The 25345-nt window shown below is 56.9% G+C and carries 23 protein-coding genes and 2 tRNA genes; 1 reads left to right on the top strand and 24 read right to left on the bottom strand.

Features of this window, described 5'->3' with window-relative positions; translation table 11 throughout:
- Positions 1-55: 55 nt before the first annotated feature.
- From L1P08_RS02885 to L1P08_RS02785, 21 genes are all read right to left on the bottom strand, one after another.
- Positions 56-301: a DUF1467 family protein gene (locus tag L1P08_RS02885; RefSeq protein ID WP_303618507.1), complete on the bottom strand. Its 246-nt coding sequence runs from the start codon at positions 299-301 to the stop codon at positions 56-58.
- Between the two features lie 3 nt (positions 302-304).
- Entirely contained in the window at positions 305-1984 is a 1680-nt protein-coding gene (locus L1P08_RS02880; RefSeq protein WP_303618506.1) for a ribonuclease J, read from the bottom strand.
- A gap of 18 nt (positions 1985-2002) precedes the next feature.
- Positions 2003-2839 carry a biotin--[acetyl-CoA-carboxylase] ligase gene (locus tag L1P08_RS02875; protein ID WP_303618505.1) on the bottom strand — a complete coding sequence of 279 codons (837 nt, stop codon included), beginning with the start codon at positions 2837-2839 and terminating at the stop codon, positions 2003-2005.
- Positions 2840-2885: 46 nt separating this feature from the next.
- The gene (nuoN, locus tag L1P08_RS02870) at positions 2886-4331 is read right to left on the bottom strand and encodes an NADH-quinone oxidoreductase subunit NuoN (RefSeq protein ID WP_303618504.1); all 1446 of its coding nucleotides are present in this window, start codon (positions 4329-4331) and stop codon (positions 2886-2888) included.
- 9 nt (positions 4332-4340) lie between these two features.
- Positions 4341-5855: an NADH-quinone oxidoreductase subunit M gene (locus L1P08_RS02865; RefSeq protein ID WP_303618503.1), complete on the bottom strand. Its 1515-nt coding sequence runs from the start codon at positions 5853-5855 to the stop codon at positions 4341-4343.
- Positions 5856-7853, bottom strand: coding sequence for an NADH-quinone oxidoreductase subunit L (gene nuoL, locus L1P08_RS02860; protein ID WP_303618502.1), 1998 nt, complete (start codon positions 7851-7853; stop codon positions 5856-5858).
- A 7-nt stretch (positions 7854-7860) separates the two neighbouring features.
- On the bottom strand, positions 7861-8175 hold the full coding sequence (gene nuoK, locus L1P08_RS02855) for an NADH-quinone oxidoreductase subunit NuoK (protein ID WP_303618501.1): 315 nt from the start codon (positions 8173-8175) through the stop codon (positions 7861-7863).
- Between the two features lie 10 nt (positions 8176-8185).
- Positions 8186-8794 (bottom strand): NADH-quinone oxidoreductase subunit J, encoded by a 609-nt coding sequence (locus L1P08_RS02850; RefSeq protein ID WP_303618500.1) that lies wholly within the window; start codon positions 8792-8794, stop codon positions 8186-8188.
- A gap of 9 nt (positions 8795-8803) precedes the next feature.
- Positions 8804-9292, bottom strand: a complete 489-nt coding sequence (gene nuoI / locus L1P08_RS02845) for an NADH-quinone oxidoreductase subunit NuoI (RefSeq protein WP_303618499.1) — start codon at positions 9290-9292, stop codon at positions 8804-8806.
- 10 nt (positions 9293-9302) lie between these two features.
- Positions 9303-10337: an NADH-quinone oxidoreductase subunit NuoH gene (gene nuoH, locus L1P08_RS02840; RefSeq protein WP_438268450.1), complete on the bottom strand. Its 1035-nt coding sequence runs from the start codon at positions 10335-10337 to the stop codon at positions 9303-9305.
- A gap of 71 nt (positions 10338-10408) precedes the next feature.
- Positions 10409-12514, bottom strand: a complete 2106-nt coding sequence (nuoG, locus tag L1P08_RS02835) for an NADH-quinone oxidoreductase subunit NuoG (protein WP_303618497.1) — start codon at positions 12512-12514, stop codon at positions 10409-10411.
- A gap of 12 nt (positions 12515-12526) precedes the next feature.
- Entirely contained in the window at positions 12527-13834 is a 1308-nt protein-coding gene (gene nuoF, locus L1P08_RS02830) for an NADH-quinone oxidoreductase subunit NuoF (protein WP_303618496.1), read from the bottom strand.
- Positions 13835-13847: 13 nt separating this feature from the next.
- The gene (locus L1P08_RS02825) at positions 13848-15011 is read right to left on the bottom strand and encodes an NADH-quinone oxidoreductase subunit E (RefSeq protein ID WP_303618495.1); all 1164 of its coding nucleotides are present in this window, start codon (positions 15009-15011) and stop codon (positions 13848-13850) included.
- Entirely contained in the window at positions 15011-16201 is a 1191-nt protein-coding gene (locus tag L1P08_RS02820) for an NADH-quinone oxidoreductase subunit D (RefSeq protein WP_303618494.1), read from the bottom strand. The genes L1P08_RS02825 and L1P08_RS02820 overlap by 1 nt, the downstream gene beginning before the upstream one ends.
- A gap of 7 nt (positions 16202-16208) precedes the next feature.
- Entirely contained in the window at positions 16209-16811 is a 603-nt protein-coding gene (locus tag L1P08_RS02815; protein ID WP_303618493.1) for an NADH-quinone oxidoreductase subunit C, read from the bottom strand.
- A 3-nt stretch (positions 16812-16814) separates the two neighbouring features.
- The gene (locus L1P08_RS02810; RefSeq protein ID WP_303618492.1) at positions 16815-17393 is read right to left on the bottom strand and encodes a NuoB/complex I 20 kDa subunit family protein; all 579 of its coding nucleotides are present in this window, start codon (positions 17391-17393) and stop codon (positions 16815-16817) included.
- A complete protein-coding gene (locus L1P08_RS02805; RefSeq protein WP_303619481.1) occupies positions 17384-17749 on the bottom strand; it encodes an NADH-quinone oxidoreductase subunit A in 366 nt (121 codons plus the stop codon). Before L1P08_RS02805 ends, L1P08_RS02810 begins: the two co-directional genes overlap by 10 nt.
- A gap of 236 nt (positions 17750-17985) precedes the next feature.
- Complete coding sequence (locus tag L1P08_RS02800) at positions 17986-18477, bottom strand: hypothetical protein (protein ID WP_303618491.1); 492 nt, start codon at positions 18475-18477, stop codon at positions 17986-17988.
- A gap of 184 nt (positions 18478-18661) precedes the next feature.
- Positions 18662-19207: an outer membrane protein gene (locus L1P08_RS02795; RefSeq protein ID WP_303618490.1), complete on the bottom strand. Its 546-nt coding sequence runs from the start codon at positions 19205-19207 to the stop codon at positions 18662-18664.
- Between the two features lie 500 nt (positions 19208-19707).
- Positions 19708-19977, bottom strand: a complete 270-nt coding sequence (locus L1P08_RS02790; protein WP_303618489.1) for a hypothetical protein — start codon at positions 19975-19977, stop codon at positions 19708-19710.
- Positions 19978-20053: 76 nt separating this feature from the next.
- Positions 20054-20130, bottom strand: a tRNA-Asp gene (locus L1P08_RS02785).
- A gap of 275 nt (positions 20131-20405) precedes the next feature.
- Here L1P08_RS02785 and L1P08_RS02780 point away from each other — a divergent pair.
- Entirely contained in the window at positions 20406-22007 is a 1602-nt protein-coding gene (locus tag L1P08_RS02780; protein ID WP_303618488.1) for an acyl-CoA dehydrogenase family protein, read from the top strand.
- A 39-nt stretch (positions 22008-22046) separates the two neighbouring features.
- On the opposite strand, the gene L1P08_RS02775 is transcribed toward L1P08_RS02780, so the two are convergent.
- The 3 genes from L1P08_RS02775 to lon all read right to left on the bottom strand — a co-directional run bounded on the left by L1P08_RS02775 (position 22047) and on the right by lon (position 25152).
- Positions 22047-22122: transfer RNA gene (locus tag L1P08_RS02775), tRNA-Val, on the bottom strand.
- 156 nt (positions 22123-22278) lie between these two features.
- A complete protein-coding gene (locus tag L1P08_RS02770; protein WP_303618487.1) occupies positions 22279-22551 on the bottom strand; it encodes an HU family DNA-binding protein in 273 nt (90 codons plus the stop codon).
- 177 nt (positions 22552-22728) lie between these two features.
- Positions 22729-25152: an endopeptidase La gene (gene lon, locus L1P08_RS02765; RefSeq protein WP_303618486.1), complete on the bottom strand. Its 2424-nt coding sequence runs from the start codon at positions 25150-25152 to the stop codon at positions 22729-22731.
- Between the last annotated feature and the right edge of the window lie 193 nt (positions 25153-25345).

Genomic DNA, 25345 nt, shown 5'->3' with positions numbered 1-25345 from the left:
AACTTTTAGCAGCAGGGCCGAAAAGCCCTGCTTTTTCTTTGTCTTGGCCCCGCTTTTAGCTCCAGTAATGCTGCAGGAGTGAGTTGCTGAGCGCCCAGGAAAGGACCACCTGCACCACCAAAGCCAGCACACTGGTTATCAGGAGCTTGCGCCAGAGCCGGAGCACCACAGGTGCCCCCGGCTCTGTGCCCTCGACCACTGTGCCCGCATCGACCTGGTTACGCACCCCGAATGGCAGCACCACAAACAAACAGAGCCACCAGAGAACGAAATAGACAGCGATCCAGCTTACAAGAGTCATGTTTTACACCCGATGGACGAAAACCGTCACGTTTGGTTTACGTCCCCAATACGACGCAATTTCGCCGCGCACACCGCGTCTAATTGCCTCGCCCAGAACCTCAGGGTCCCCACGCCGCTTCGGCGGCATGCCGCGCATCACACCGCGCACGGTCTTGCGGGCGATATCGCTGGGTGATTCCTCTTCGTCATCGTCAAGCTCGGGCAGCCCATCGATTTCAAGATCAGGCCCTGAAACCAGTTCTCCCCGCTTGTCGATACAAAGGCTGATCGCCACGGACCCGCCAAAAGACAATTTGCGGCGACCCCGCACACCACTTTCCTCAGGCGTACACAACACCTCACCATCGAGATAAAGCACCCCGACCGGCACTTCGCCGCGCATGGTCACTGTCTCGGGGAAAAGGCGCACCATGTCGCCATTGCGAATCGAGATAACGGTTTTGATGCCCTGCGCCTTGCCCAGCTTGGCATGCGCTTCCAGATGCGCGGCTTCGCCATGTACCGGGATAAGCACATCCGGCTTCACCCAGTCATAAAGCTCGATCAGCTCACCACGCCGGGGATGGCCGGTAACATGCACACGGTCATGGCTATTGGTGATGAGGTTGACGCCGCGATCAATCAGACGGTTCTGGATATCGATGACTTCGCGCTCATTGCCGGGAATAGCCCAGGACGAGAAAATCATTGTGTCACCCGGTGCCAGTTCAATGGCCGGATGTTCGCCCCGCGCAATACGCGCAACCGCAGCGCGGGATTCGCCCTGGCTGCCCGTGCACAGCAGCACAACCTTGTCGCGCGCCACTTGGTCAAACATGTTCTGGTCAAGAAACTCGGGAATGCCTTCGAGCAAACCCAGTTCGCGCGCAATGCCGGCAACACGGTGCAAGGCCCGGCCCGACAGCACAACCTTGCGGCCATTTTTCTCGGCAGCACGGGCGATCGAAACAATGCGCCCAACATTGGAGGCGAAAGTGGTAATCGCCACACGGTGCGGCGCTTCGGCGATCAGTTTCGCCAGCGTATCGCCGATCTCGGATTCAGCCGGGCTTTCGCCATCCTTCATCGCATTGGTACTGTCGCAGATCAGCGCCAGAGGCAAATCGCGCTTGGCGAGCTGCTTCAGCCTGTCCGCATCGGTTGGCGCACCGGCCACCGGATTGAAATCCAGCTTCCAGTCACCTGTGTGCAGCACCTGCCCTACCGGGGTCGAAATCAGCAAGGCATTGCTCTCCGGAATGGAGTGCACCATGTTGATCGCTTCCACGGTGAACGGCCCGATATCAAAGGGCACACCCGGGCGCATGCCGATAACCTCGACCTTTTCGGTAATCCCGTTGGAAATCCGCTTGGCTTCCAGCATGGCCGATGTGAAGGGCGTGGCATAGACGGGCTTGTCAAAACCCGGCCACAGATCAAGGACAGCGCCATAATGATCTTCGTGGCTGTGGGTGAGCACGAGCCCCAGCACATTGTCGCCCTGCTCTTCGAGAAAGCTCGGATCGGCCATGATCAGATCGACACCCGGCGTATCTGGACCGCCGAAGGTCACGCCGCAATCGACAACAATCCATTTGCGGTTTTGTGCGGGCCCAAATCCATAGGCCGCCATATTCATGCCGATTTCACCGACGCCCCCAAGGGGCACAAAAACCATTTCGTCGTGACTAGCTTTAGCCATTGATACTCCGTTCTGCCGCTACATCCTGATGGAAGCGGTTGTGCCAAAATGCACATCTCCTGCGGCAACGGGCACGCGCTGCCCATCATCCATTCTTACAATTAAACGCCCGGCATCATCGATGGTTTCGAAAATACCCCGGACAACCCGGCCATCCATGTTGATGGCCACATCAGTGCCGATACCGGCGGCCGATTGCCGCCATTCAGCCAAAACAGCTTTAACGCCCTGGCCATTGTTCCAGAGCGCATAAGCGTCAACCCAGTGTTCAGCCAAAGCTTCAAAGATCATCGCTGCATCGGCGGCCACATTCAGTTCCGCAACGCTGACTGCAGGATAGGGCAAGCCCTGCGGTGCAGCAACGACATTGACACCAAACCCGATGGTGATTATCGGCGCGCCGCCTGCCCCACTCTGCGCTTCGAGCAGAATGCCGGCGAGTTTTGCGCCATCGGCCAGCACATCGTTTGGCCATTTCAATGCAATCCGCGCCGGACCGGTGTTGGCGAAACCGTCAGCCCCATCAATACCGGTCTTCATTTGCGCCTCTGGCAACACCTCTGCCAGCGCGCCATTAAGGGCAACCCCCGCCACAAAGCCAAGCGTCGCTGTTAATGCGGGATCCGTATCAGGACGCAGCAACAGGCTGGCTGCAAGATTACCGTGAGGTGTTTCCCAATGGCGCCCGCGACGCCCGCGGCCTGCAGTCTGCTGCAAAGCCGCAAACCAGCAATTGCCAGGATCACCCGTCGCAATCGCCGCCGCCGCTTCACTATTGGTTGAACCAACACTGTCGTAAGCGTTCAGCCGAAACCCGGCCGAACGCGCTTTTGGTCCGAGCTGAAAACGTCTCACCTTGCGCGGTGCCCATGCGTATGTGGTGCCCGGACGCTTGTCATCACTAGAACAGGCTGGCCGCAGCAACACTGGCCAGGCTGGACAGAGGTCCAGCAACGGTCAGGTAATAGCTCACGATAACAAACCCGGTAAGCGCCATGACGAACTTCAACTCACCTGGAACGGCCGCAAACTGCTGCACCGGCTCATCAAAATACATCGTGCGCACCACCCGGAGGTAGTAGAACGCACTCACCGCGCTCGACAAGACGCCGATAACCGCAAGGATGAACAACCGCGCTTCAATGGCGGCGAGGAAGACCTGCCATTTGGCAAAGAACCCGGCCAGCGGTGGCAGACCGATCAGCGAGAACATCATTACCGCCAGGATTGCCGCCACGAAGGGACGGGCTTGCGCCAGACCTGCCAGTTCCGAGATTTCCTCGACAAACCCGTTTTCGGTCCGAAGCGAGAGCAAGCAGGCAAACACACCAATGGTCATGGTCATGTAAATCGCCATGTAAACGGCAACGCCTTCCACCCCTACGGCGGTATCAGCACTGAGCCCCACAAGGGCATAACCGACATGGCCAATGGACGAATAGGCAATCAGGCGTTTGATATTCTTTTGCCCAATGGCCGCGAATGCCGCCAGCACCATGGACGCGAGCGCCAGAAAGACGACAACCTGCTGCCAGTCATTGGAGATAGGCTCGAACGTCACCGTGACCAACCGCACCAGCAAGGCCATTGCGGCAACTTTCGGGGCTGTTGCAAAGAAAGCTGTCACCGGTGTCGGTGCACCCTCATAAACATCGGGCGTCCACATGTGAAACGGCACGGCTGAAATCTTGAATGCGACACCTGTCAACAGGAATACAAGACCAAAGACCAGACCAATCGAGCGGTCGCCGAGGGCGATGACTTCCGCAATTTTATCGAGCTGGGTATGGCCGGTGAAGCCGTAAACCATCGACGCACCGTAAAGCAGCATGCCGGAGCTGAGCGCGCCAAGTACGAAATACTTCAAACCGGCTTCTGTCGCCCGCGAGCTCTCGCGCTTCATGGCGGCAACGACATAGAGCGCAAGCGACTGCAATTCGAGGCCGATATATAGCGACATGAGATCATTTGCCGAGATCATCATCATCATGCCGAGCGTCGCCAGCAGGACCAGTACCGTATACTCGAACTTGTTGAGACCTTCTTCAGTCGCGCTGGAAACAGAAAGCACCAGTGCGAAAGCAGAACCGGCCAGCACAAGGGCTTTCATGTAGCGGGCGAAACCATCCTGCACGAAAGCACCGTTGAAGATGAGGGCATCAGCCGGTGACATGATCACCAGAACCGCGACTGCAATCAGCAGCCCGATGCCGATACCTGTCAGACTGGCCATGGCTTCCTTGCGCAGGAACACGCCGGCCATCAACAGGCCGAGCGCACCCAGAACCAGAACCAGCTCGGGATAAGCCGGTGCGAGCGATGCGAAATCGATCAAATCGGAGCTCATCATAATCTCCTAATGGGCCGCTGTGGACAGCGGAGCCGTCAAGTCGAGCGATTGCGTATAATTTTGAACCAGAACCTCAACCGATGGCGCAATGACATCGAGAAGCGGCGCGGGATAGAAGCCGAAGAAGATCGTCAGCACCAGCAAAGGCACCAGAATGACCATTTCGCGGGGGCTGAGGTCGAGAATGGCTTTCAGGTTCTCCTTGTCGAGCACGCCAAACACCACCCGGCGATAAAGCCAGAGCGCGTAGCAAGCCGAAAGGATCACACCGAACGCGGCACCAAATGCCACCCATGTATTGACCTGGAACACACCGAACAGGGTCAAGAATTCACCGACAAAGCCGGATGTACCGGGCAAGCCGACATTGGCCATGGTGAACACCATGAACACGACCGCGTATTTGGGCATCCTGTTGACCAGACCGCCATAAGCCGAAATCTCACGGGTATGAATGCGGTCGTAAATCACGCCAACACACAGAAAGAGCGCGCCGGAGACAAAACCGTGGCTGATCATCTGGAAGATCGCCCCCTGCACGCCATAAACATTGGCGGCAAAGATACCCATGGTCACGAAACCCATATGGGCGACGGACGAATAGGCAATCAGCTTCTTGATGTCATCCTGCACCAGCGCCACCAGCGAGGTGATGATAATGGCGGCCACCGAGAGGAAGAAAACAAAATCGGCGAAATAGGCCGAGGCATCCGGAAACATGGGCAGCGAGAAGCGCAGAAAACCGTAGCCACCCATTTTCAACAGAATAGCAGCCAGAATGACCGAACCAGCCGTTGGTGCTTCCACATGCGCTTCCGGTAGCCAGCGATGGAAAGGCCACATGGGCATTTTCACCGCAAACGAGGCGAAGAAGGCCAGCCAGAGCCATGTCTGCATTTCAGGCGGGAAGTCAGTCTTGAGAAGCTGAACGATATCGAGCGTACCGGCCTGCCAGTACATTGCCATGATCGCCAGCAGCATCAGCACCGAACCGGTGAAGGTGTAAAAGAAGAACTTGTAGCTCGCCTGAATGCGGCGCTTGCCGCCCCAGATACCGATAATCAGGAACATCGGGATCAGACCGCCTTCAAAGAAGACATAGAACATGGCCAGATCAAGCGTGGCAAACACGCCCATCATCAGCATTTCCAGCAGCAGGAAGGCGACCATATATTCACGGACGCGTTTCTGGATGCTTTCCCAGCTTGCCAGGATGCACAACGGCATCAAAAGGCCGGTCAGCACCACAAACAGCATCGAAATGCCATCAACACCCATGCGGTAGCCAATAACGCCACCAATCCACTCGTGGTTCTGGACGAACTGGAACCCGGGATTGGAGGCATCGAACATGCCCCACATCGCCAAAGTGAAGCCGAAGGTTATCGTGGTCGTTGCCAGTGCGATACGCCGCATATTGCCGAAAGCAACGGCATCGCTACCCGGCACCAGCAGCACAAAGATCGCGCCGACGAGCGGCAGGAACGTGATGATCGAGAGAATATTGTTCGCGAAAATCATCTAGAGAAGTCCCCCCGCCGCAATGGCCCAGGTCAGTAGAGCCGCAACGCCGATCAGCATCGCAAAGGCATAGTGATAAAGATAACCCGACTGCAGTTTGACCACCTGCGCGGTAACCGCTTTGACCCGGTTGCCCAACCCCTCGATGATCGTCTTGTCGATCAGCCAGTCGTCGAAACCGCTCCAGAAAGCGCGGCCAATCCAGAAAGCCGGGCGGACAAAGATGAAATCGTAGAGCTCATCGAAATACCACTTGTTCAGCAAGAACTTGTAGAGGCCGTGATGCTGGGCCGCGAGACGCCGGGGCATGTCGCGATCGCGCATATACATCTGCCAGGCCACAAGGAAGCCGATGATCATGGCGATTGTCGCCGACCATTTCACCCAAAGCGGCACATGGTGTGCATTCTCGATGATCTCTTCACCAACAACGATCGAGCCAGCGAAGAAATGTTCCACGTGCTCAAAGTGTCCAAAGAAGCTGTCATAGAACAGGAACCCTGCCAGCACAGCACCAGCTGCCAACACGAAAAGCGGGATCAGCATGACCATCGGGCTTTCGTGGGCATGATCATAGGTGTGTTGATCGGCCCGCGTTTCGCCATGGAATGTCAGATGGACCAGACGCCAGGAATAGAAGCTGGTGAACATGGCAGCAATGACCAGCGACCAGAAGGCAAACGTGCCCGCCGTACCGCCCACGGCATAGGCCGCCTCGATGATCGAATCCTTGGAAAAGAAGCCGGCAAAACCGAATGACGTACCCGGAATGCCAGCACCGGTCAGCGCCAGCGTGCCGATCATCATCATCCAGTAGGTGATCGGGATCTTGCCGCGAATGCCGCCCATCTTGCGCATATCCTGCTCATGATGCATCGCATGGATGACCGAGCCCGCCCCAAGGAACAACAGCGCCTTGAAGAAGGCGTGGGTGAACAGATGGAACACACCTGCAGAATAGGCCCCTGCCCCCAGCGCCACAAACATGTAGCCAAGCTGTGAACAGGTTGAATAGGCAATAACACGCTTGATGTCATTCTGCACAAGGCCAACTGTGGCCGCAAAGAATGCCGTGATCGCGCCGACATAAAGCACCACCATCATTGCCACTTCAGAGGCTTCAAACAGCGGGCTGAGACGCGCCACCATGAACACACCGGCGGTAACCATGGTCGCCGCATGGATAAGCGCAGACACTGGTGTCGGGCCTTCCATGGCGTCGGGCAGCCAGGTGTGCAGCAGGAACTGTGCCGACTTGCCCATGGCCCCCATGAACAGCAGCAGACAGACGACTGTCATTGCATCCCAGTCACCCCAAAGGAAGTGAATGGTGGAGCCTTTTGCGCCTTCAACAGCATGGAACGCGCCATCGAAATCAATATGGCCAAGCACCATGAAGGCACCGAAAATGCCGAGAATAAAACCGAAATCACCGACGCGGTTGACCACAAAGGCCTTCATGGCGGCGGCATTGGCCGATGGTTTCTGGAACCAGAAACCGATCAGCAGATAGGATGCCAGACCAACGCCTTCCCAGCCAAAGAACATCTGCAGGAAATTGTCCGCCGTTACCAGCATGAGCATGGCGAAGGTGAACAGTGACAGATAGGCAAAGAAGCGCGACCGCGACGGGTCCTCATGCATATAGCCAATGGAATAGATGTGCACGAGGCTGGAAACCGTGGTCACCACAACCAGCATTACCGCCGTCAGCGTATCAACGCGCAACACCCAGCGCAGATCGAGATCGCCGGACTGGACCCAGCGCATCACTTCGACCTTCATCACGGCTGCATGGCCCGCGGCCTCACCATGACCGGCCTCAGCCAGCATCTGACCGCCAAACCCGGTCTGGATGAACACAACCCACGATAACAGGGCCGCCAGCACCAGAAGCGTGGACGTGACAATTTCTGAACCGCGATGCCCGATCGTGCGACCGAACAGCCCGGCGATGATTGCGCCGAGAAGCGGGAAAAAGACGATTGCCTGGATCATAACCGTCCTAGCCCTTCATCATGTTGATATCGTCAACCGCGATCGAACCGCGGTTACGGAAGAAGATCACCAGGATCGCCAGCCCGATAGCGGCCTCCGCAGCGGCCACCGTCAGAATGAGCAAGGCGAAAACCTGCCCCGACAAATCATTGAGGTGTGCCGAGAAGCCAACGAAATTGATGTTCACAGCCAGAAGAATAAGTTCGACCGACATCAGGATGACGATGACGTTCTTGCGGTTCAGGAAAATTCCGAACACCCCAAGCGTAAACAATATTGCTCCAACGGTCAGAAAGTGACCGAGTCCGATTACCGGTACCATCATTACCCCCTTAGAGCCCTTGCCCGCTTTTGACTTTGACCACTTCCACCGCAGTCTCCGGTGTCCGTGCAACCTGGGCGGCAACATCCTGCCGCTTGACGTTTGGCTTGTGCTTCAGCGTCAAAACGATGGCGCCGATCATTGCCACGAGCAGCACCATGGCCGCGCCGAGGAAAAGATAGACATAGCGCGTGTAAAGCACCTGCCCGAGCGCCCGCGTATTGGAAATGCTCGCATCGATCGGCACGCCGCTTCCGCCTGCCACATCAGGGGCGATCACCCAGCTGCCCGCCACCAGCAACAGTTCAAGCAGCAGCACGATGCCGACAAGAATACCGACCGGCATGTATTGCAGAAAACCGCGCCGCAGCTCGACGAAATCCACATCCAGCATCATGACGACGAAGAGGAAGAGCACCGCAACCGCGCCGACATAGACAACGATCAGGATCATCGCCAGGAATTCGGCCCCGGCCAGCATGAACAGCCCGGCCGCATTGACGAAGGCCAGAATGAGAAACAGCACCGAATGCACGGGGTTGCGCGACGAAATCACCATGAACGCCGAGGCAACGACGATGGTCGCGAAAACATAGAAGAAAAACAGTGGCAAGGTCATCGTTCTTCCCTAGCGGTAAGGTGCGTCAGTGGCGAGGTTGCGCGCAATTTCACGCTCCCAGCGGTCACCGTTCTCGAGCAGCTTGTGCTTGTCAAAGTACAGCTCCTCGCGCGTTTCGGTCGCAAATTCAAAATTCGGCCCCTCGACAATCGCATCCACCGGGCAGGCTTCCTGGCAGAAGCCGCAATAGATGCACTTCACCATATCGATGTCGTAACGCACTGTGCGGCGGGTGCCGTCATTCTGGCGCGGACCGGCTTCAATGGTAATCGCCTGTGCCGGGCAGATTGCTTCACACAATTTGCAGGCAATGCAGCGTTCTTCGCCATTGGGATACCGGCGCAAGGCATGCTCACCGCGAAAGCGCGGGCTCACGGGCCCCTTTTCAAACGGATAGGCAATGGTCTTTTTCGCCGCAAAGAAATAGCGCATCGACAAAAAGAACGCGCCAACGAACTCCTTGAGCAGCAGCGAATTGAGGAATTGCAGAAACTTCATCTTCTTCTCCTCACGCCATGCCGCCGTGCCAGCCCCAGCCCGTAAGCTGCAGCACAAGGGCAACGACAAAAATCATGACCAGCGAAATCGGCAGGAAGACCTTCCAGCCCAGACGCATCAACTGATCATAGCGGTAACGGGGCACAAAAGCTTTCACCATGGCGAACATGAAAAACACAAGACTGAGCTTGAGAATGAACCACACAGCACCCGGCACCCAGGTAAACGGTGCAAATTCCAGCGGCGAGGCCCATCCACCAAGGAACAGGATCGTCGTCATGGCGCACATCAGGATGATCGACACATATTCGCCGAGCATGAACATCATGTAGGGCGTCGAGCCATACTCAACCATGAAACCTGCAACCAGCTCGGATTCAGCTTCCGGCAGATCGAAGGGCGGCCGGTTGGTCTCCGCCAGCGCCGAAATGAAGAAGATGATGAACATCGGGAACAGCGGCAGCCAGAACCAGTTCAAGAAGTTCAGTGCCGGCAGGCCAAGCATGTGCGCCAGCCCCATTTCCTTTTGTGCAATCACGATATCTGTCAGGTTCAGCGAGCCTACGCACAGCAGAACAGTGACAATCACAAAGCCGATCGAGACTTCGTAGGACACCATCTGCGCGGCCGAGCGCAAAGCACCAAGAAACGGATATTTCGAATTGGATGCCCAACCGCCCATGATGATGCCGTAAACACCCAGCGACGAGATGGCGAAAATATAAAGAATACCGACATTGATATTGGCCAGCGCCCAGCCCTGATCAATCGGCACAACTGCCCAAGCGGCAAGCGCCAGCAAAACCGCAACCAGTGGCGCAAGCAGATATACGGCCTTGTCGGCCCCGGCGGGAATAACCGGCTCCTTGAAGACGAACTTCAGCAGATCGGCAAAACTTTGCAGCAAGCCGAAAGCACCAACGACGTTTGGCCCGCGACGAATCTGGACAGCCGCCCAGATCTTGCGGTCGGCCAGGAGCACATAGGCGGTGAAAACCAGGAGAGCGACAAGCAACAGCAAGGCTTTCCACACAAAGCCGACCATGGTGCCGAGGCCAAGAATGGGCGCACCGAGCAGATAGTCCAGCGCTGAATATATGAAGTCCATTGTGCCCCCTACTCCGCCGCCTGCCGCAGACCCTGTGCGAGCTGGGCGCTTTCGCCCATCACCGCCGAGGCCCGTGCAATCGGGTTCGTCAGATAGAAGTCATCAACCGCGGAACCAAGCTGCACGTTTTTGCCGCGCGCCGGAACCTTGGCCAGTTTCTTGATGGCGGCGGCATCACCCGCCTCAACCACGTCCAGCCGCGCCAGATGCGGAAATTCTGCATAAAGCGCCGCGCGCAGCTCGTTGAGCGTATTATAGGGCAAGGTCTGCCCGATCTGCGCGGAAAGCGCCCGGATGATCGACCAGTCTTCCTTGGCATCGCCCGGTGCGAACACGGCCTTCGCCGTCTGCTGCACCCGCCCCTCGGTGTTGACATAGGTCGCCGACTTCTCGGTATAGGCGGCACCCGGCAGGATCACATCAGCGCGGTGCGCACCGGCATCACCATGGCTGCCGATATAGACAACCAGAGCGTTGCCCATGGCGCTCATATCATATTCATCGGCGCCCAGAAGGAACAGAACGTCGAGTTCGCCCTTGCCCGCCAGTGCAATCTGATCGGCCGAACACACACCGCCATTATGCGGCACGAAACCAATATCGAGACCACCGACGCGCGCCGCAGCATTGTGCAGGACAGCGTAACCGTTCCAGCCCTTGTCGAGCGCGCCGCAATCGCTGGCGATTTGCGCTGCCAGCGCCATGACATCGCGGCCCGGCTGCTTGCCAACACCTGCATGGGACAATGCGGCTTCGCCGACAATGATCAAAGGCTTCTTGGCCTTTTTCAGCACCTTGGCAAACTTGGCGCTGCCATCAGCAATCGTCTTGAGCGCGGCGATATCGGTGCCGACATGCTCGTAATCATAGGTCAGGTCAGCGACTTCACCCACAAGTGCAATCGCGGCGTCATTGGCACGCCACTGCTTGCGAATGCGGGCGTTAAGCACCGCAGCTTCCTTGCGCGGATTGGTGCCGATCAACAAAATGGCGTCGGCTTCCTCAATACCGGCGATACCCGGATTGAAGATATAGGCGCCGCGCGGCAGATCCGGATCAATTCCGGACATCGGCGGACGGCAATCCGTCATCCCCGATCCCAGGGAATCGAGCAGGCCCTTGAGCGCATACATTTCTTCAACGCCAGCCAGATCACCAGCAATGGCGCCAACTTTGGCACCCGCCTTCTTGACCGCTTTGGCCACGACACCCAGCGCCTCGTCCCAGCTGGCTTCCGTCAGCTTTCTTGATTTGCGGACATAAGGACGATCGAGCCGTTGCGATTTCAAACCATCCCAGATGAAGCGGGTCTTGTCCGAAATCCATTCCTCGTTGATGCCTTCGTGAATGCGCGGCAAGACCCGCATCACTTCACGGCCACGGCTGTCCACACGGATATTGGAGCCAAGCGCGTCCATAACGTCGACGCTTTCGGTATTCACCAATTCCCAGGGACGGGCATGAAACGCGTAGGGTTTTGAGGTCAGCGCACCGACCGGGCACAGATCAATCGTATTGCCCTGCAATTCGCTGGAGAGCGCCCGCTCAAGATAAGGCGTGATTTCCGCATCTTCGCCCCGGCCAACCAGGCCAAGCTCGGAAACACCTGCAACCTCGGTGACGAACCGGACACAGCGCGTGCACTGGATGCAGCGTGTCATCTCCGTCTTGATCAGCGGGCCCATATATTTGTCTTCGACCGCGCGCTTGTTCTCATTAAAGCGCGACTTGTCGACACCATAGGCCATGGCCTGATCCTGCAGATCGCACTCGCCGCCCTGATCGCAGATCGGGCAATCAAGCGGATGGTTGATCAGCAGGAATTCCATCACGCCTTCGCGGGCCTTCTTGACCATGGGCGTATTGGTGAACATTTCCGGCGGCTCGCCATTGGGGCCGGGACGCAAATCCTTGACCGCCATGGCACAACTGGCCTGCGGCTTGGGCGGTCCGCCCTTCACTTCCACCAGACACATGCGGCAATTGCCGGCGATCGACAGGCGCTCGTGATAGCAGAAACGCGGAATTTCCGCGCCCGCTGCTTCCGCCGCCTGCATCAGCGTGAAATGATCAGGAACTTCGATAAGTTCGCCATCAACTTTGATGTTCGCCATCTTTAAACTGCCCTATTCCGCTGCGATCGAAGGTACGGCACCTTCGGACGTGGAATTGTAGGTGTAACTATCAATCCGCTCTTCCATCACGTGACGGAAATTGCGGATCAGACCCTGGATCGGCCACGCTGCGGCATCGCCGAGCGCGCAAATCGTATGTCCCTCGATCTGTTTGGTAACTTCAAACAGCATGTCAATTTCGCGCTTCTGGGCGCGGCCTTCGACCATGCGCTCCATCACGCGCATCATCCAGCCTGTGCCCTCGCGGCACGGTGTGCACTGGCCACAGCTTTCATGCTTGTAGAAAGCGGAAAGCCGCCAGATTGCCCGCACGATATCAGTGGAACGATCCATGACGATCACGGCAGCGGTGCCCAGCGAGGACCCCACTTCCTTCAAACCGTCAAAATCCATGATGGCATCCGGCATTTTCTCGCCCGGCACACAAGGCACCGATGAGCCACCGGGAATAACCGCCAGCAGATTGTCCCAACCGCCGATAATGCCGCCACAATGCTTTTCGATCAGCTCACGGAACGGCACGCCCATTTCCTCTTCAAAGGTCGCAGGCGTATTTACGTGACCCGACACACAAAACAGCTTGGAACCGGTATTGTTTTCGCGGCCAAGCCCGGCAAACCAGCCGCCACCCCGGCGCAGAATATCGGGAACAACCGCAATCGATTCCACGTTGTTGACCGTGGTGGGATTGCCGTAAACGCCCATGCCGGCGGGAAAAGGCGGCTTCAGGCGCGGCTGGCCCTTCTTGCCTTCCAGCGATTCCATCAACGCGGTCTCTTCGCCGCAGATATAGGCGCCGGCACCGTGATGCACGATGATATCGAGATCCCAGCCGTGAATATTGTTCTTGCCGATCAGCTTGGCCTCATAAGCCTGCTCGACGGCAGCTTCTAGACGCTGGCGTTCGCGAATGAACTCGCCGCGCACATAGATAAACGCCAAATGCGCATCCATGCCGCGCGCCGCCAAAAGGCAGCCCTCAATCAACAGATGCGGGTCATGGCGCAGGATTTCGCGATCCTTGCAGGTGCCCGGCTCGGATTCGTCGGCATTGACCAAAAGGTAATGCGGCCGACCGTCGCTCACTTTCGGCATGAACGACCATTTAAGTCCGGTCGGGAAACCCGCGCCACCACGGCCACGCAAGCCCGACGCCTTGACTTCATTGGTGATCCAGTCGCGGCCCTGATCAACAAACCCTTTGGTACCCGACCACGCGCCGCGCGATTTGGCACCCTCAAGGCTCCAGTCGCCCTGACCATAGAGATTGGTGAAAATGCGGTCTTTATCTGTCAGCATTGTTCACGCTCCCTCAAACCGGCTTCTTGCCGAAAACGCGGATATATTCCTCGACGCCACCCTTGGCGAGCGCCTTGGCCTGCTTTACCCACTCATCACGCTCAATACGGCCCTTGAAGCTGAGCGCATCATCAACGCGGACAATATCGGCCTTCTTGAACGCAGCCACCTGGGCATATTGGGTAATACCTAGCGCATTGAGTTTTTTCTCAAGCACAGGCCCCACCCCGGAAATCAACTTCAGATCGTCAGCAGCACCTTGGGGCGCATCGAACAACGGCGCTGCCGCATCGGGCTTGCCAGCCGCACGGCCACCATCAATTTTTCCGGCTTTCGATTCTGCACCGACCGCCTTGGGACGCGCCGCCTTATTGGGTTCCCCATTGGCTTTTGCCGTACGCGCCGTTGTTTTGCGGGCGCTTTCGGCTTTGCCTTGGCTGACTTTGGCCTTGTTGTCCGGACCATCAACGGCGGGCGCGGCTTCCACCGGCACCTCTTTTTTGCGGCCCGGCGTTGTCGCGCTCTGTTTCTTGGCCGCTGTACCGGCTTTCCGTTTTTCCGGCTTGGGTACATCTGTCAGCGTCGTAAAGCCGCTCTCAGGTGCCGAAAAAGTCCGCTCGATCTGCGGTCCTGGTTTGATCGTATCGCCCTTGCCTTCGGCAAAGGCATCAATGATTTCCTCAAGCCGTTCGGCGGTGAGATCCTCATAAGTATCATGCCCAATCGCCACCATCGGCGCATTGACGCAAGCACCCTGGCATTCAACCTCTTCCCAGCTCAGCGTTCCCGCTTCGTTGAGATGATGACCTTCTGCATGGATCTTGCTTTTGCAGACCGAAATCAGGTCGCCCGCGCCGCGCAACATGCAGGGCGTCGTGCCGCACACCTGAACATGGGCACGGGTGCCCACCGGCTGCAACTGGAACTGGGTGTAGAATGTCGCGACTTCCAGCACGCGAATATAGGCCATGCCCAGCATGCCGGCGATCTCTTCAATCGCCATGCGGCTGACCCAGCCCTCCTGATCCTGTGCCCGCATCAGGAGCGGAATAACCGCCGATTGCTGCCGGCCCTTGGGGTAAAGCGCAATCCGCTTTTTGGCCCAGGCGGCATTCTCTTTGGTAAAGGCAAACTTCGCCGGCTGAACGGCTTCATCTGCAAGGCGACGCACACTCATCAGCGATCAACCTCTCCGAACACGATATCCAGCGACCCCAGAATGGCGGAAACATCCGCCAGCATGTGGCCACGACACAGAAAGTCCATGGCACTCAAATGGGCGAACCCCGGTGCCTTGATCTTGCAACGATACGGCTTGTTGGTGCCATCAGACACCAGATAGACGCCAAACTCGCCCTTGGGCGCTTCAACAGCGGCATAAACTTCACCCGCAGGCACTTTGTAGCCTTCGGTATAAAGCTTGAAGTGATGAATCAGCCCTTCCATAGACTGCTTCATCTCACCACGTTTCGGCGGGACAATCTTGTTGTCCGTGTTCGACACCGGTGTTTTGCCCTCAGGCGCATTCATCAGCGCAATGCACTGCTTCATGATGCTGATCGACTGACGCATCTCTTCCATGCGGATCAGATAGCGATCATAGCAATCGCCATTCTTGCCGATGGGAATATCAAAATCGAGCCGGTCATAGCATTCATAAGGCTGGCTCTTGCGCAAATCCCAGGCAGCGCCGGAACCACGCACCATCACGCCCGAAAAACCCCATTTCCAGGCATCCGCCAGATCAACCACCGCAATATCGACATTGCGTTGCTTGAAAATGCGGTTGTCGGTCAAAAGGCCTTCGATATCGTCGCAAACCTTGAGGAACGGATCGCAAAACGCTTCGATATCGTCGATCAATGCCTGCGGCAGATCCTGATGCACACCACCCGGGCGAATAAAAGCCGCATGCATGCGGCTGCCCGAGGCGCGTTCATAAAACACCATGAGTTTTTCGCGCTCTTCGAAGCCCCAAAGCGGCGGCGTCAGCGCGCCCACATCCAGCGCCTGGGTTGTCACGTTGAGCAGATGTGACAGCAAACGACCGATCTCGGAATAAAGCACCCGGATCAACTGGCCGCGCAGCGGCACCTCGATCTCCAGCAGCTTTTCGACAGCCAGGGCAAAGGCGTGCTCCTGGTTCATCGGCGCCACATAATCGAGACGGTCGAAATACGGCACGGCCTGCAAATAGGTCTTGTGCTCGATCAGTTTTTCGGTGCCGCGATGCAGAAGGCCGATATGCGGGTCAACCCGCTCGACAACCTCGCCATCCAGCTCGAGCACCAGACGCAAAACGCCGTGTGCCGCAGGATGCTGCGGACCAAAATTGATATTGAAATTGCGAACTTCAGCCTGAGCCATCAGTGCCTCACTGCTCCGCTTTCTCATCACCGGGCAGCACATAATCGGTGCCTTCCCAGGGAGAGAGATAGTCGAAATTCCGGAATTCCTGCGCCAGCTTGACAGGTTCGTAGACAACACGCTTGCGTTCTTCGTCGTAACGCACTTCGACAAAACCGGTCAGCGGGAAATCCTTGCGCAAGGGATGACCGTCAAACCCGTAATCCGTCAGAATGCGGCGCAAGTCCGGATGTCCGGAAAACAGAATGCCGTACATGTCATAGGCTTCACGCTCGAACCAGTCTGCCCCGGGGAACAATTCGGTGATGCTTGGCACCATGTTCTCGGCGTCGGTCGAGATCTTCACGCGGACACGCAGATTCTGGGTTGGGCTGAGCAGATGATAAACCACCTCGAACCGCTCATCGCGACCAGGATAATCCACCCCGGCAATATCGGTGATGTTGATGAAGCGACAACGCGTGTCATCGTGCAGCATGCGCATGACAGCCACGATCTCGTCGCGTTTCGCCATAACGGTCAGCTCGCCATATGCAACACTGAAGCCAGTCACCGCATCGGCGAGTTTCAGGGAGATATACTCGCCGAGTTCTGTAAGCGTCTCGTCCATTGCCTATCTTTCGATCGTGCCGGTGCGCCGAATTTTCTTCTGCAACATCAAGACACCGTAGAGCAAAGCTTCTGCCGTTGGCGGGCAGCCGGGCACATAAATATCTACCGGCACAACCCGGTCACATCCACGCACCACCGAGTAGGAATAGTGGTAATAGCCACCACCATTGGCACATGACCCCATGGAAATAACATAGCGCGGCTCAGGCATCTGGTCATAGACCTTGCGCAATGCCGGCGCCATCTTGTTAGTCAGGGTGCCCGCGACAATCATCACATCCGACTGGCGTGGTGACGCGCGCGGGGCAAAACCGAAACGCTCCGCATCATAGCGGGGCATCGACATCTGCATCATCTCGACCGCACAACAGGCCAGACCAAAGGTCATCCACATCAGCGAACCGGTGCGGGCCCAGTTGATCAGCTCATCGGTCGAGGTAACCAGAAAGCCCTTGTCAGCCAACTCATCATTCACATCGGTGAAAAACGGGTCATTGGCCCCCAGCGGCTTGCCGGTGCGCGGATCGACAAGACCCTTGGGCTGCGGCGCCACAAGTGTATTTGTATCGCTCAATCCCATTCCAGAGCCCCTTTGCGCCATTCATAAATGAAGCCGATGGTCAGAATACCGAGAAAAATCATCATCGCGGTGAAGCCGAACCAGCCAACATCCCTGAACGCGACCGCCCAGGGAAACAGGAAGGCGACTTCGAGATCGAAAATGATGAAGAGAATCGCCACGAGATAGAAGCGGACATCAAATTTCATCCGGGCATCGTCAAAAGCATCGAAGCCGCACTCATATGCGGAGACCTTTTCGGGGTCCGGATTCTTGATGGCAATAAGGAAGGGCGCAACCAGAAGCGCGAGGCCGATAACCCCTGCCAAACCGATGAAAATGATTATCGGGAGATAGTTGCTGAGCAGCTCGTTCATGCGGCAACCTTGAATTCGAATTGCACCAGCGAGGCGGCTGGCGGGCACTGGGGGCTCCGTATACATTAGAACCCGCAACACCATGACGCGTTGGCTTGGGCTTAGCCCACTGCCCGACTCGTTTCAAGGGGAGAACTGCGGTAGGCAACGAACAAATCGTCAATTTCAGGGCTACAAACCACCGAACAAAAAAAGGGCTCCCGAAGGAGCCCCTAAAGTCGCCGACATTGACCGCTCTAGCGAACGTGCCACAAAAGGCCGGCAGTCGCCTTGGTCGCGCTGAGGCCGCCACCCCAGGCACCAGTGCCGAGAACCTCGCCGCGAACCCCCAACTGGTCCACGACAATGGCCTCGACGCCACCGCCAACCGCATAGGAACCGGCGCCGTTGACCACGCCCGTTCCCAAAGCACCATAGACCATGACTTCATCGTTCATCTCATACCCAAGATGGGCGAGCATCAATGCGTCAAAAGTTGTGGTGTTTCCGAATGCTGCCCCGCCCTGCGCTTCCACGCCGACCGACACACCATCTGTAACAGCGAAATTGGCACCGCCAACAACGCCCAAAGTTCCGGTGACACCCGGATTAAGCACGCCACCGGCATAACCGCCGACATAAATGCCCTCAAACGGCGATGTCGCATAATAAGCGCTTTGCGCATATGCGCCGCCTGCCGAGAAACACATCGCCGCCGTGGCCAACAAAATCTTGCATGGGATATTCATGCCACCGCCTCTTTTTCTATTCTGATCGAGGTTCAGTTAAGCGGGCTGAAGGCTTGGAATTCAATAAAACTTTAGTGAAAGGGATAACAGAGCGTTAACCGCGACAAGGCCGTCCCTGCCCGCAAACAAAAAGGGCCGCCTGCAATGCAGACGGCCCTCGAACCTGAACTTCGAATCGATGTGATTAGAAGTGGAAGTTCATACCAACGGTGATCTGGTTGGTGTCTGTGTAGGTATTCTGCGTGGCGAAGCCATGCAGATACTGGCCACGCAGGCTGATGTTTTCGGTAACGGCAAATTCTGCACCGCCACCCAACAGCCAATGCTCATCCGGTGCAGCGCTCATATCGACGCCATAACCACCAGCGGCATAGATGACCACGTCGTCAGTCACAACAAGACCGCCACGTGCCAAAACCTGGCCGTATGTGCGGCTGTTTGTGCCATCACCCTGACCGGAGATCGCGACTTCACCACCAAGCAGGTAGAAATCAAACTGGGCATTCACACCAGCCTGAAGGCCAACGCCATATTCCCAGTTGCCATTCGCATCCTGTGCGAGGCCGGAAAGGCCTACATAAGGACCGCTCCAGTCAAAGCCCGGATCGTTGTAAGCCGGGGCTGTCATAGGCTCTGCCGGTGTGTAGGTCGTGAGATCGGCCGCGTGCGCACCGGACACAAGAACAACGCTCGAAAGCGCGCCGAGTGTAATTTTCTTGAGTGAGGTCATATTGCTCTCCTTATAGAACATTCGAGTAGAACAACTCGCCACGCGAGATTTCGTTCCATTTGATGAAACCGGCACCCCCAAAAGCACCCGTGATCAATCACGCGCACTCCACCAGCGGTTCGAACCTGAACCTGATCTCTAGATAGGGAGAAACTTTGGTCTTCCAATGGCAAGAAAAAGGCAAACCGCCGATGTTGCCCATTTATCACAGCCCATTTCCCCACCCGTCATCAGGGTATCAGCGCCTGATAGTACACGAGCCACTCACCGCTTCCCCTGAGGTTTTAGAAACATGTTGAATCAAATAATAACGCCGCCAAAGGAATGCAGCACCGCCCCAGTTCAAAGATCGGCGGCATTTTCAGTTCTCATGTCATAAAGCTCTGAGTTTCAGCAACAATCCGGGCCATACGAGCTGACGCCAGCTTAAAGACCAGCCCCGGATCAAGCGATTCTGTCGCCGCAGTGATTTGTGCATGTACCTTCAAATATCGCGCCGGCTAGTGATCTTCCCGCAAGGCATAATGGCACGGCAAGTTTCGCGCGCACTCATCCGACAACCCGATAACCAGGATCGGACCGCTGAAATTAAGGCGAAAAGCCGTCACAGCCACACAAAATTCGAGTTTGCTTGAAACAATGGCCATCGTCGCCTGCGTCGCAATCATCGCACATGAGTCGCAGATCGTCGGAGATTCGGGCAAATTGTCGAAGGCGCGGTTCAGCGCAGGCAAGCGGAACCAGGCACGTGACGTTGGTCCGTCGCGCATGACGGTCAGAATCGTTTGTTCTTGAGAGTTTGGTGATCGTCCGTTGCGTCGCTAAATGCGGGAAATCAACGGGAAGTGGCGGGAGTGACGGGACTCGAACCCGCGACCTCCGGCGTGACAGGCCGGCGCTCTAACCAACTGAGCTACACCCCCTTGGTGGAGAGCAACTTGCCCCCCGAAGGTTGCGCCGGTTTACCGGTCCCAATACCCCAAGTCAAGCGACTAGACGCCCCGTAATGCGCTTTTATTGCACTTTAAATTCAAGGCCCCGGCTTTCTTGCATCCCGAACACTAAAACCGGCGAGAAACGATGCCCTATCGAACCTGAGAACGTCTCGCTTTGCGCGTCGGCAGAATTTTTTCAATCGGCGTTTGGCATATGCATCAACTCATGAAATGTTCTACTATATAACAAAAAGGAGGATGGCATGGTCACGCCGCTGGAAGATATCCGTTTCACAATTGCAGCATTCAACACCGTATCTGCTGGAGAAACCTGGGATACTCCCGCCACCATGGGCATTCTGGAGTCGCTGGCGGAATTCACCGACAGCACAATCGCGCCTGCGAATCAGGATGCGGACACTAAAGGCTGTGTTCTCTCAGATGGCCGCGTTCAAATGCCGGCACCGCTGGTCAGCGCCTATCAGGAATATGTTGCACTGGGCTGGCACCTGCTTTCCCTCCCCGAAGCGCACGGCGGCATAGGGGCAGCCCCCCTCGCCGGCCTCGCGGCAATCGAGGTTCTGGCGGGTGCCAGCCATGCCTTCCAGATGGTTGTCAGTCTCGTTGGCGGGGCCAGTGAGGCCATTGAGGCCTGCGGCAACGCTGAACAGCAGCAACGATTGATTGCGGACCTGGCGTCCGGGGAAACCCTCGCCACCATGTGCCTGACCGAACCCGGTGCCGGCTCGGACCTCGGGGCCATCAAAATGAAGGCTGTCGACAATGGCGACGGCTACTGGAACCTGTCCGGCGGCAAGATATTCATTTCGGGCGGCGACCAAAACCTCACCCCCAGAATTCTCCACCTTGTGCTGGCGCGGACCGGCCCTGCCGAATCACGCACAAAGGGTCTGTCGTTGTTTGCCTGCCCGTCGCATCTCGATGATGGCAGCCGCAATGCTGTTGAAACCATCCGGATTGAGGAAAAGCTCGGCCTGCATGGTTCGCCAACCTGCCAGTTATCGTTCAACGCCGCCAAGGCCGAAATGCTTGGCGCGCCGGGCGAAGGGCTCAAGGCGATGTTCGTCATGATGAACCGGGCCCGCCTTGAGGTCTCGTTGCAGGGTGTGGCCCTGTCAGCACAGGCAACCCAACTCGCCCGCACTTACGCCGAAACACGCCAGCAGGGCGGCAAGACCATAGACCAGCACCCGGACGTCAAACGCATGCTCATGGAGATGGATGCAACAACACTCGGCGCACGTGCCATGGTCTATCGAACGACAGCACTGCTTGGCGATTCTGATGCCCTGACTGATTTTCTCACCCCTGTGTGCAAGGTGTTTTGCAGCGATGCCGGCTCGCATGTGGCCGACACCGGCATTCAGGTGCTCGGTGGGTACGGTTACCTGCCCGAATACGGCATTGAGCAATTATGGCGCGATGGGCGCGTGACGCGCCTTTATGAAGGCACCAATGGCGTACTGGCCATGACACTGGCCACGCGGCTGCTTAAACTCGATGATGGGAACCTCGTGGAACGTTTTGCCGCAGAGATCGCGGACGCCGCAAACCTTGCGGATGAGCCGATGGCGAAATGCCTGAATGAGCTTGTGCAGCTGTGGCAGCAAACCGCGACCACCCTCACAGAGAGCGATCAGCCGGGATATGGCGCCATGCCCTTCATGCAGTTAACCGGGCTGGTATTCTTTCTCAGCGCCTGGGCGCGGCTTCATGCCACCAGAGCCAATGCCGCCGACCCGGAGCGGATCGAACAGCTTTACCGGTTCGTACAGGCAGACATGGTGCCCAATGCCGCGGCCCTTGCGCGGCGCACAGCACAATTGCTGCAACAATCCTGGTGAAGAACCAGGCACTATCGGGAGAAGCTTTTGAGAAGGCCCTGGTGGGCGGTGAGAGACTCGAACTCCCGACATCCTCGGTGTAAACGAGGCGCTCTACCAACTGAGCTAACCGCCCCCTTGATCGGGGAAACAGCGGGTGAAACCCGATGCGCTGGGTGGTGATATTGCCTTGCTCGGGCAAGGTCAACCACTCTTTGCACCTAGATACAAAAACAAAGGGCCCCGGAACACGTCTCCGGGGCCTCTGAAGTGAAACGAAATTTACGTTCCCTTAGTTCAGCGCGTCTTTCAGGCCCTTACCGGGCTTGAACTTTGCCTGATTGGAAGCAGGAATATCGATTTCCGCGCCAGTGGCCGGATTGCGGCCCTTGCTGGCTTTACGCCGAGAAACGGCGAACGTGCCAAAACCGACGAGGCGAACGTCGCCGCCGTCCTTCAGCGTATCGGTGATCGCTTCAAAAACGGCATCAACAGCGTCAGCAGCCTGCGCCTTGGTAATACCTGCCTTGTCGGCGACCACGCCGGTCAGTTCGTTCTTGTTCATTTCATTTCCTCAATAATAATTGTGCCCGCTCAAAAAGAGCCTAGGCAAGCCGTGTCACATTTTTGCGATTCTACCTTAAACGCAAGGAAAACCGGCCATCTCAGCGACTTTAGCACATGAAAAAAGCGGCGCCGCAGCGCCGCTTTTCAATACTTAGCAAAATGTAAATATCACCAGCTAGTGTGCAACCACTGCTTCCCCGGCATCGCTTTCGGTGGTCGTAGCGGGCACGGTTTCATCGACATTCCACTCAATCGGTTCAAGGTCCCGCACAAGCGCATGCTTGAGCACTTCCTCCATCCGGCTTACAGGGACGATCTCCATCCCCTCCTTGACACTATCCGGTATCTCCTTGAGATCACGAACGTTTTCCTCAGGAATAAGCACTTTCTTGATGCCACCCCGAAGCGCTGCAAGCAGCTTTTCCTTCAGGCCGCCAATCGGCAAAACCCGTCCGCGCAGGGTGATTTCACCCGTCATGGCCACATCGTGACGCACTGCCACACCGGTCATGATCGAGACAATGGCTGTCGCCATGGCGATGCCTGCCGAAGGCCCATCCTTGGGGGTTGCCCCCTCTGGAACGTGCACGTGGATATCGCGTGTATCAAACATGGGCGGCTTAATGCCAAAATCGATGCAGCGTGAACGCACATAGGCATTTGCGGCCGAAATCGATTCTTTCATCACGTCCTTAAGGTTGCCCGTGACGGTCATCTTGCCTTTACCCGGTGAGATAACACCTTCAATGGTCAGCAATTCGCCACCAACCGAAGTCCAGGCGAGACCCGTGACAACACCAACCTGCGGATCCTCGTCGATCTCACCATGGCGGAATGGCGGCGCACCGAGATATTCCTCAAGCAGGGTTTCATCGACAGTGATGACCTTTTTGTCCGAGGTCATCAGGTCCTTGACCGCCTTGCGCATCAGCTTGGAAATCTCGCGCTTGAGATTACGCACACCGGCTTCCCGGGTGTAGCGCTGGATCATGAGCATCAACGAGTCTTCCGGCAGGACGAACTCTTCCGCCGTCAGACCATGCTCTTTCATGGTTTCGGGCAGCAGGTGCCGCTTGGCGATCTCGTGCTTTTCCTCTTCCGTGTAACCACTGATCCGGATGATTTCCATCCGGTCCATAAGCGGCCCAGGAATATTGAGGGTGTTCGAGGTCGTCACGAACATCACATCCGACAGGTCATAATCGACCTCAAGATAGTGATCGTTGAAGCTACTGTTCTGCTCGGGATCCAGAACCTCAAGCAAGGCCGAAGACGGATCTCCACGGAAATCCATGCCCATCTTGTCGATTTCGTCGAGCAGGAACAACGGATTGCTCTTGCCCGCCTTCTTCATGGACTGGACCACCTTGCCGGGCATGGAGCCGATATAGGTGCGGCGGTGACCACGGATTTCGGCTTCATCGCGCACGCCGCCCAGCGACATACGGATGAATTCGCGCCCGGTCGCCTTGGCAATCGACTTGCCAAGCGAGGTCTTGCCGACACCCGGCGGGCCGACGAGGCAGAGGATCGGGCCTTTCAGCTTGCCGGTCCGGCTCTGGACCGCAAGATATTCGATGATCCGTTCCTTGACCTTCTCAAGGCCATAGTGATCCGTATCCAGCACCAGCTCAGCCAGTGGCAGATCCTTCTTCACCTTGGATTTCTTGCCCCAGGGCAGACCCAGCAACCAGTCGAGATAATTGCGCACGACAGTGGCTTCCGCTGACATCGGGCTCATCTGCTTGAGCTTTTTCAGCTCGGCATCAGCTTTTGCCCGTGCTTCCTTGGTCAGCTTGGTTTTGGCCACGCGCTCTTCAAGCTCGGTCAGCTCGTTCGTGCCGTCCTCGCTATCGCCCAACTCACGCTGGATCGCCTTCATCTGCTCGTTCAGGTAATATTCGCGCTGGGTCTTTTCCATCTGGCGCTTCACCCGGCTGCGGATGCGCTTTTCGACCTGCAGGACGCCGATTTCGCCTTCCATCATCGCCAGGATTTTCTCGAAGCGCTCAGCAACGGAGACGGAAGACAACAGGTCTTCCTTTTCCTGTATCTTGACCACCAGATGCGACGCCAGCGTATCCGCCAGCTTGGAGTGATCCTCGATCTGGTTGACTGCGGCGACAACCTCTGCCGAAATCTTCTTGTTGAGTTTGACGTAGTTTTCGAACTCGCTCAGCGCCGAGCGTGCCAGGGCCTCAACCTCGACATTCTCGTAGTCAGGTTCTTCCAGAGCACTGGCTTCGGCCTCGAAATAATCCGTCGTTTGCAAATAGCGGTCTATTTTCGCACGGTGCAGGCCTTCAACCAGCACTTTGACAGTGCCGTCAGGCAATTTCAGAAGCTGCAAGACCGAGGCAATGGTGCCGGTTTCATAAATGTCTTCCGGCGCGGGATCATCGTCCTGCGCGTTCTTCTGCGTGACCACCAGAATATGCTTGTCGTCACGCATGACTTCCTCAAGCGCTTTGACGGATTTTTCACGGCCAACGAAAAGCGGCACGATCATGCCGGGGAAAACCACGATGTCACGCAAGGGCAGAACGGGGTAAACCCGCTCACGATCGAACTCAGGTGCACCTGTTTGGGTGTCGGACATTCAGTTTCCTCTCATACAATGCGCCAAGGGGGGAGGTTTGACGCGGTATTCACGCCGGCTCTTGATCCGCGCCGGCACTGTTCTGCTATTACATAGGTCGCAACCGGGCGGGCGCAAGCACCGAAGCCGGCAAATCTAAACAGGACTCAACCGTCACATTGAACTTACCCATCCCGGCGGCAAAATAAAACGT

The sequence above is a fragment of the Mariluticola halotolerans genome, assembly GCF_021611515.1.
In the GTDB taxonomy this organism is placed as follows: Bacteria; Pseudomonadota; Alphaproteobacteria; order Rhizobiales; family Devosiaceae; genus Mariluticola; species Mariluticola halotolerans.
Note: the sequence above shows the minus strand (reverse complement) of the source record. Positions and strands in the feature narration are given on the sequence as shown.

Excerpts from the sequence above, each read along its gene's own strand:
- nuoK (WP_303618501.1), bottom strand. The coding sequence starts at position 8,175 with ATGGTACCGGTAATCGGACTCGGTCACTTTCTGACCGTTGGAGCAATA.
- L1P08_RS02815 (WP_303618493.1), bottom strand. The coding sequence starts at position 16,811 with ATGGACGAGACGCTTACAGAACTCGGCGAGTATATCTCCCTGAAACTC.
- L1P08_RS02850 (WP_303618500.1), bottom strand. The coding sequence starts at position 8,794 with ATGACCTTGCCACTGTTTTTCTTCTATGTTTTCGCGACCATCGTCGTT.
- L1P08_RS02825 (WP_303618495.1), bottom strand. The coding sequence starts at position 15,011 with ATGAGTGTGCGTCGCCTTGCAGATGAAGCCGTTCAGCCGGCGAAGTTT.
- L1P08_RS02770 (WP_303618487.1), bottom strand. The coding sequence starts at position 22,551 with ATGAACAAGAACGAACTGACCGGCGTGGTCGCCGACAAGGCAGGTATT.
- L1P08_RS02865 (WP_303618503.1), bottom strand. The coding sequence starts at position 5,855 with ATGATTTTCGCGAACAATATTCTCTCGATCATCACGTTCCTGCCGCTC.
- L1P08_RS02790 (WP_303618489.1), bottom strand. The coding sequence starts at position 19,977 with ATGCGCGACGGACCAACGTCACGTGCCTGGTTCCGCTTGCCTGCGCTG.
- L1P08_RS02800 (WP_303618491.1), bottom strand. The coding sequence starts at position 18,477 with ATGAATATCCCATGCAAGATTTTGTTGGCCACGGCGGCGATGTGTTTC.
- nuoG (WP_303618497.1), bottom strand. The coding sequence starts at position 12,514 with ATGGCGAACATCAAAGTTGATGGCGAACTTATCGAAGTTCCTGATCAT.
- L1P08_RS02810 (WP_303618492.1), bottom strand. The coding sequence starts at position 17,393 with ATGGGATTGAGCGATACAAATACACTTGTGGCGCCGCAGCCCAAGGGT.
- lon (WP_303618486.1), bottom strand. The coding sequence starts at position 25,152 with ATGTCCGACACCCAAACAGGTGCACCTGAGTTCGATCGTGAGCGGGTT.
- L1P08_RS02795 (WP_303618490.1), bottom strand. The coding sequence starts at position 19,207 with ATGACCTCACTCAAGAAAATTACACTCGGCGCGCTTTCGAGCGTTGTT.
- nuoF (WP_303618496.1), bottom strand. The coding sequence starts at position 13,834 with ATGCTGACAGATAAAGACCGCATTTTCACCAATCTCTATGGTCAGGGC.
- L1P08_RS02880 (WP_303618506.1), bottom strand. The coding sequence starts at position 1,984 with ATGGCTAAAGCTAGTCACGACGAAATGGTTTTTGTGCCCCTTGGGGGC.
- nuoH (WP_438268450.1), bottom strand. The coding sequence starts at position 10,337 with ATGGTCGGCTTTGTGTGGAAAGCCTTGCTGTTGCTTGTCGCTCTCCTG.
- nuoI (WP_303618499.1), bottom strand. The coding sequence starts at position 9,292 with ATGAAGTTTCTGCAATTCCTCAATTCGCTGCTGCTCAAGGAGTTCGTT.
- nuoN (WP_303618504.1), bottom strand. The coding sequence starts at position 4,331 with ATGAGCTCCGATTTGATCGATTTCGCATCGCTCGCACCGGCTTATCCC.
- L1P08_RS02885 (WP_303618507.1), bottom strand. The coding sequence starts at position 301 with ATGACTCTTGTAAGCTGGATCGCTGTCTATTTCGTTCTCTGGTGGCTC.
- L1P08_RS02805 (WP_303619481.1), bottom strand. The coding sequence starts at position 17,749 with ATGAACGAGCTGCTCAGCAACTATCTCCCGATAATCATTTTCATCGGT.
- nuoL (WP_303618502.1), bottom strand. The coding sequence starts at position 7,853 with ATGATCCAGGCAATCGTCTTTTTCCCGCTTCTCGGCGCAATCATCGCC.
- L1P08_RS02780 (WP_303618488.1), top strand. The coding sequence starts at position 20,406 with ATGGTCACGCCGCTGGAAGATATCCGTTTCACAATTGCAGCATTCAAC.
- L1P08_RS02820 (WP_303618494.1), bottom strand. The coding sequence starts at position 16,201 with ATGGCTCAGGCTGAAGTTCGCAATTTCAATATCAATTTTGGTCCGCAG.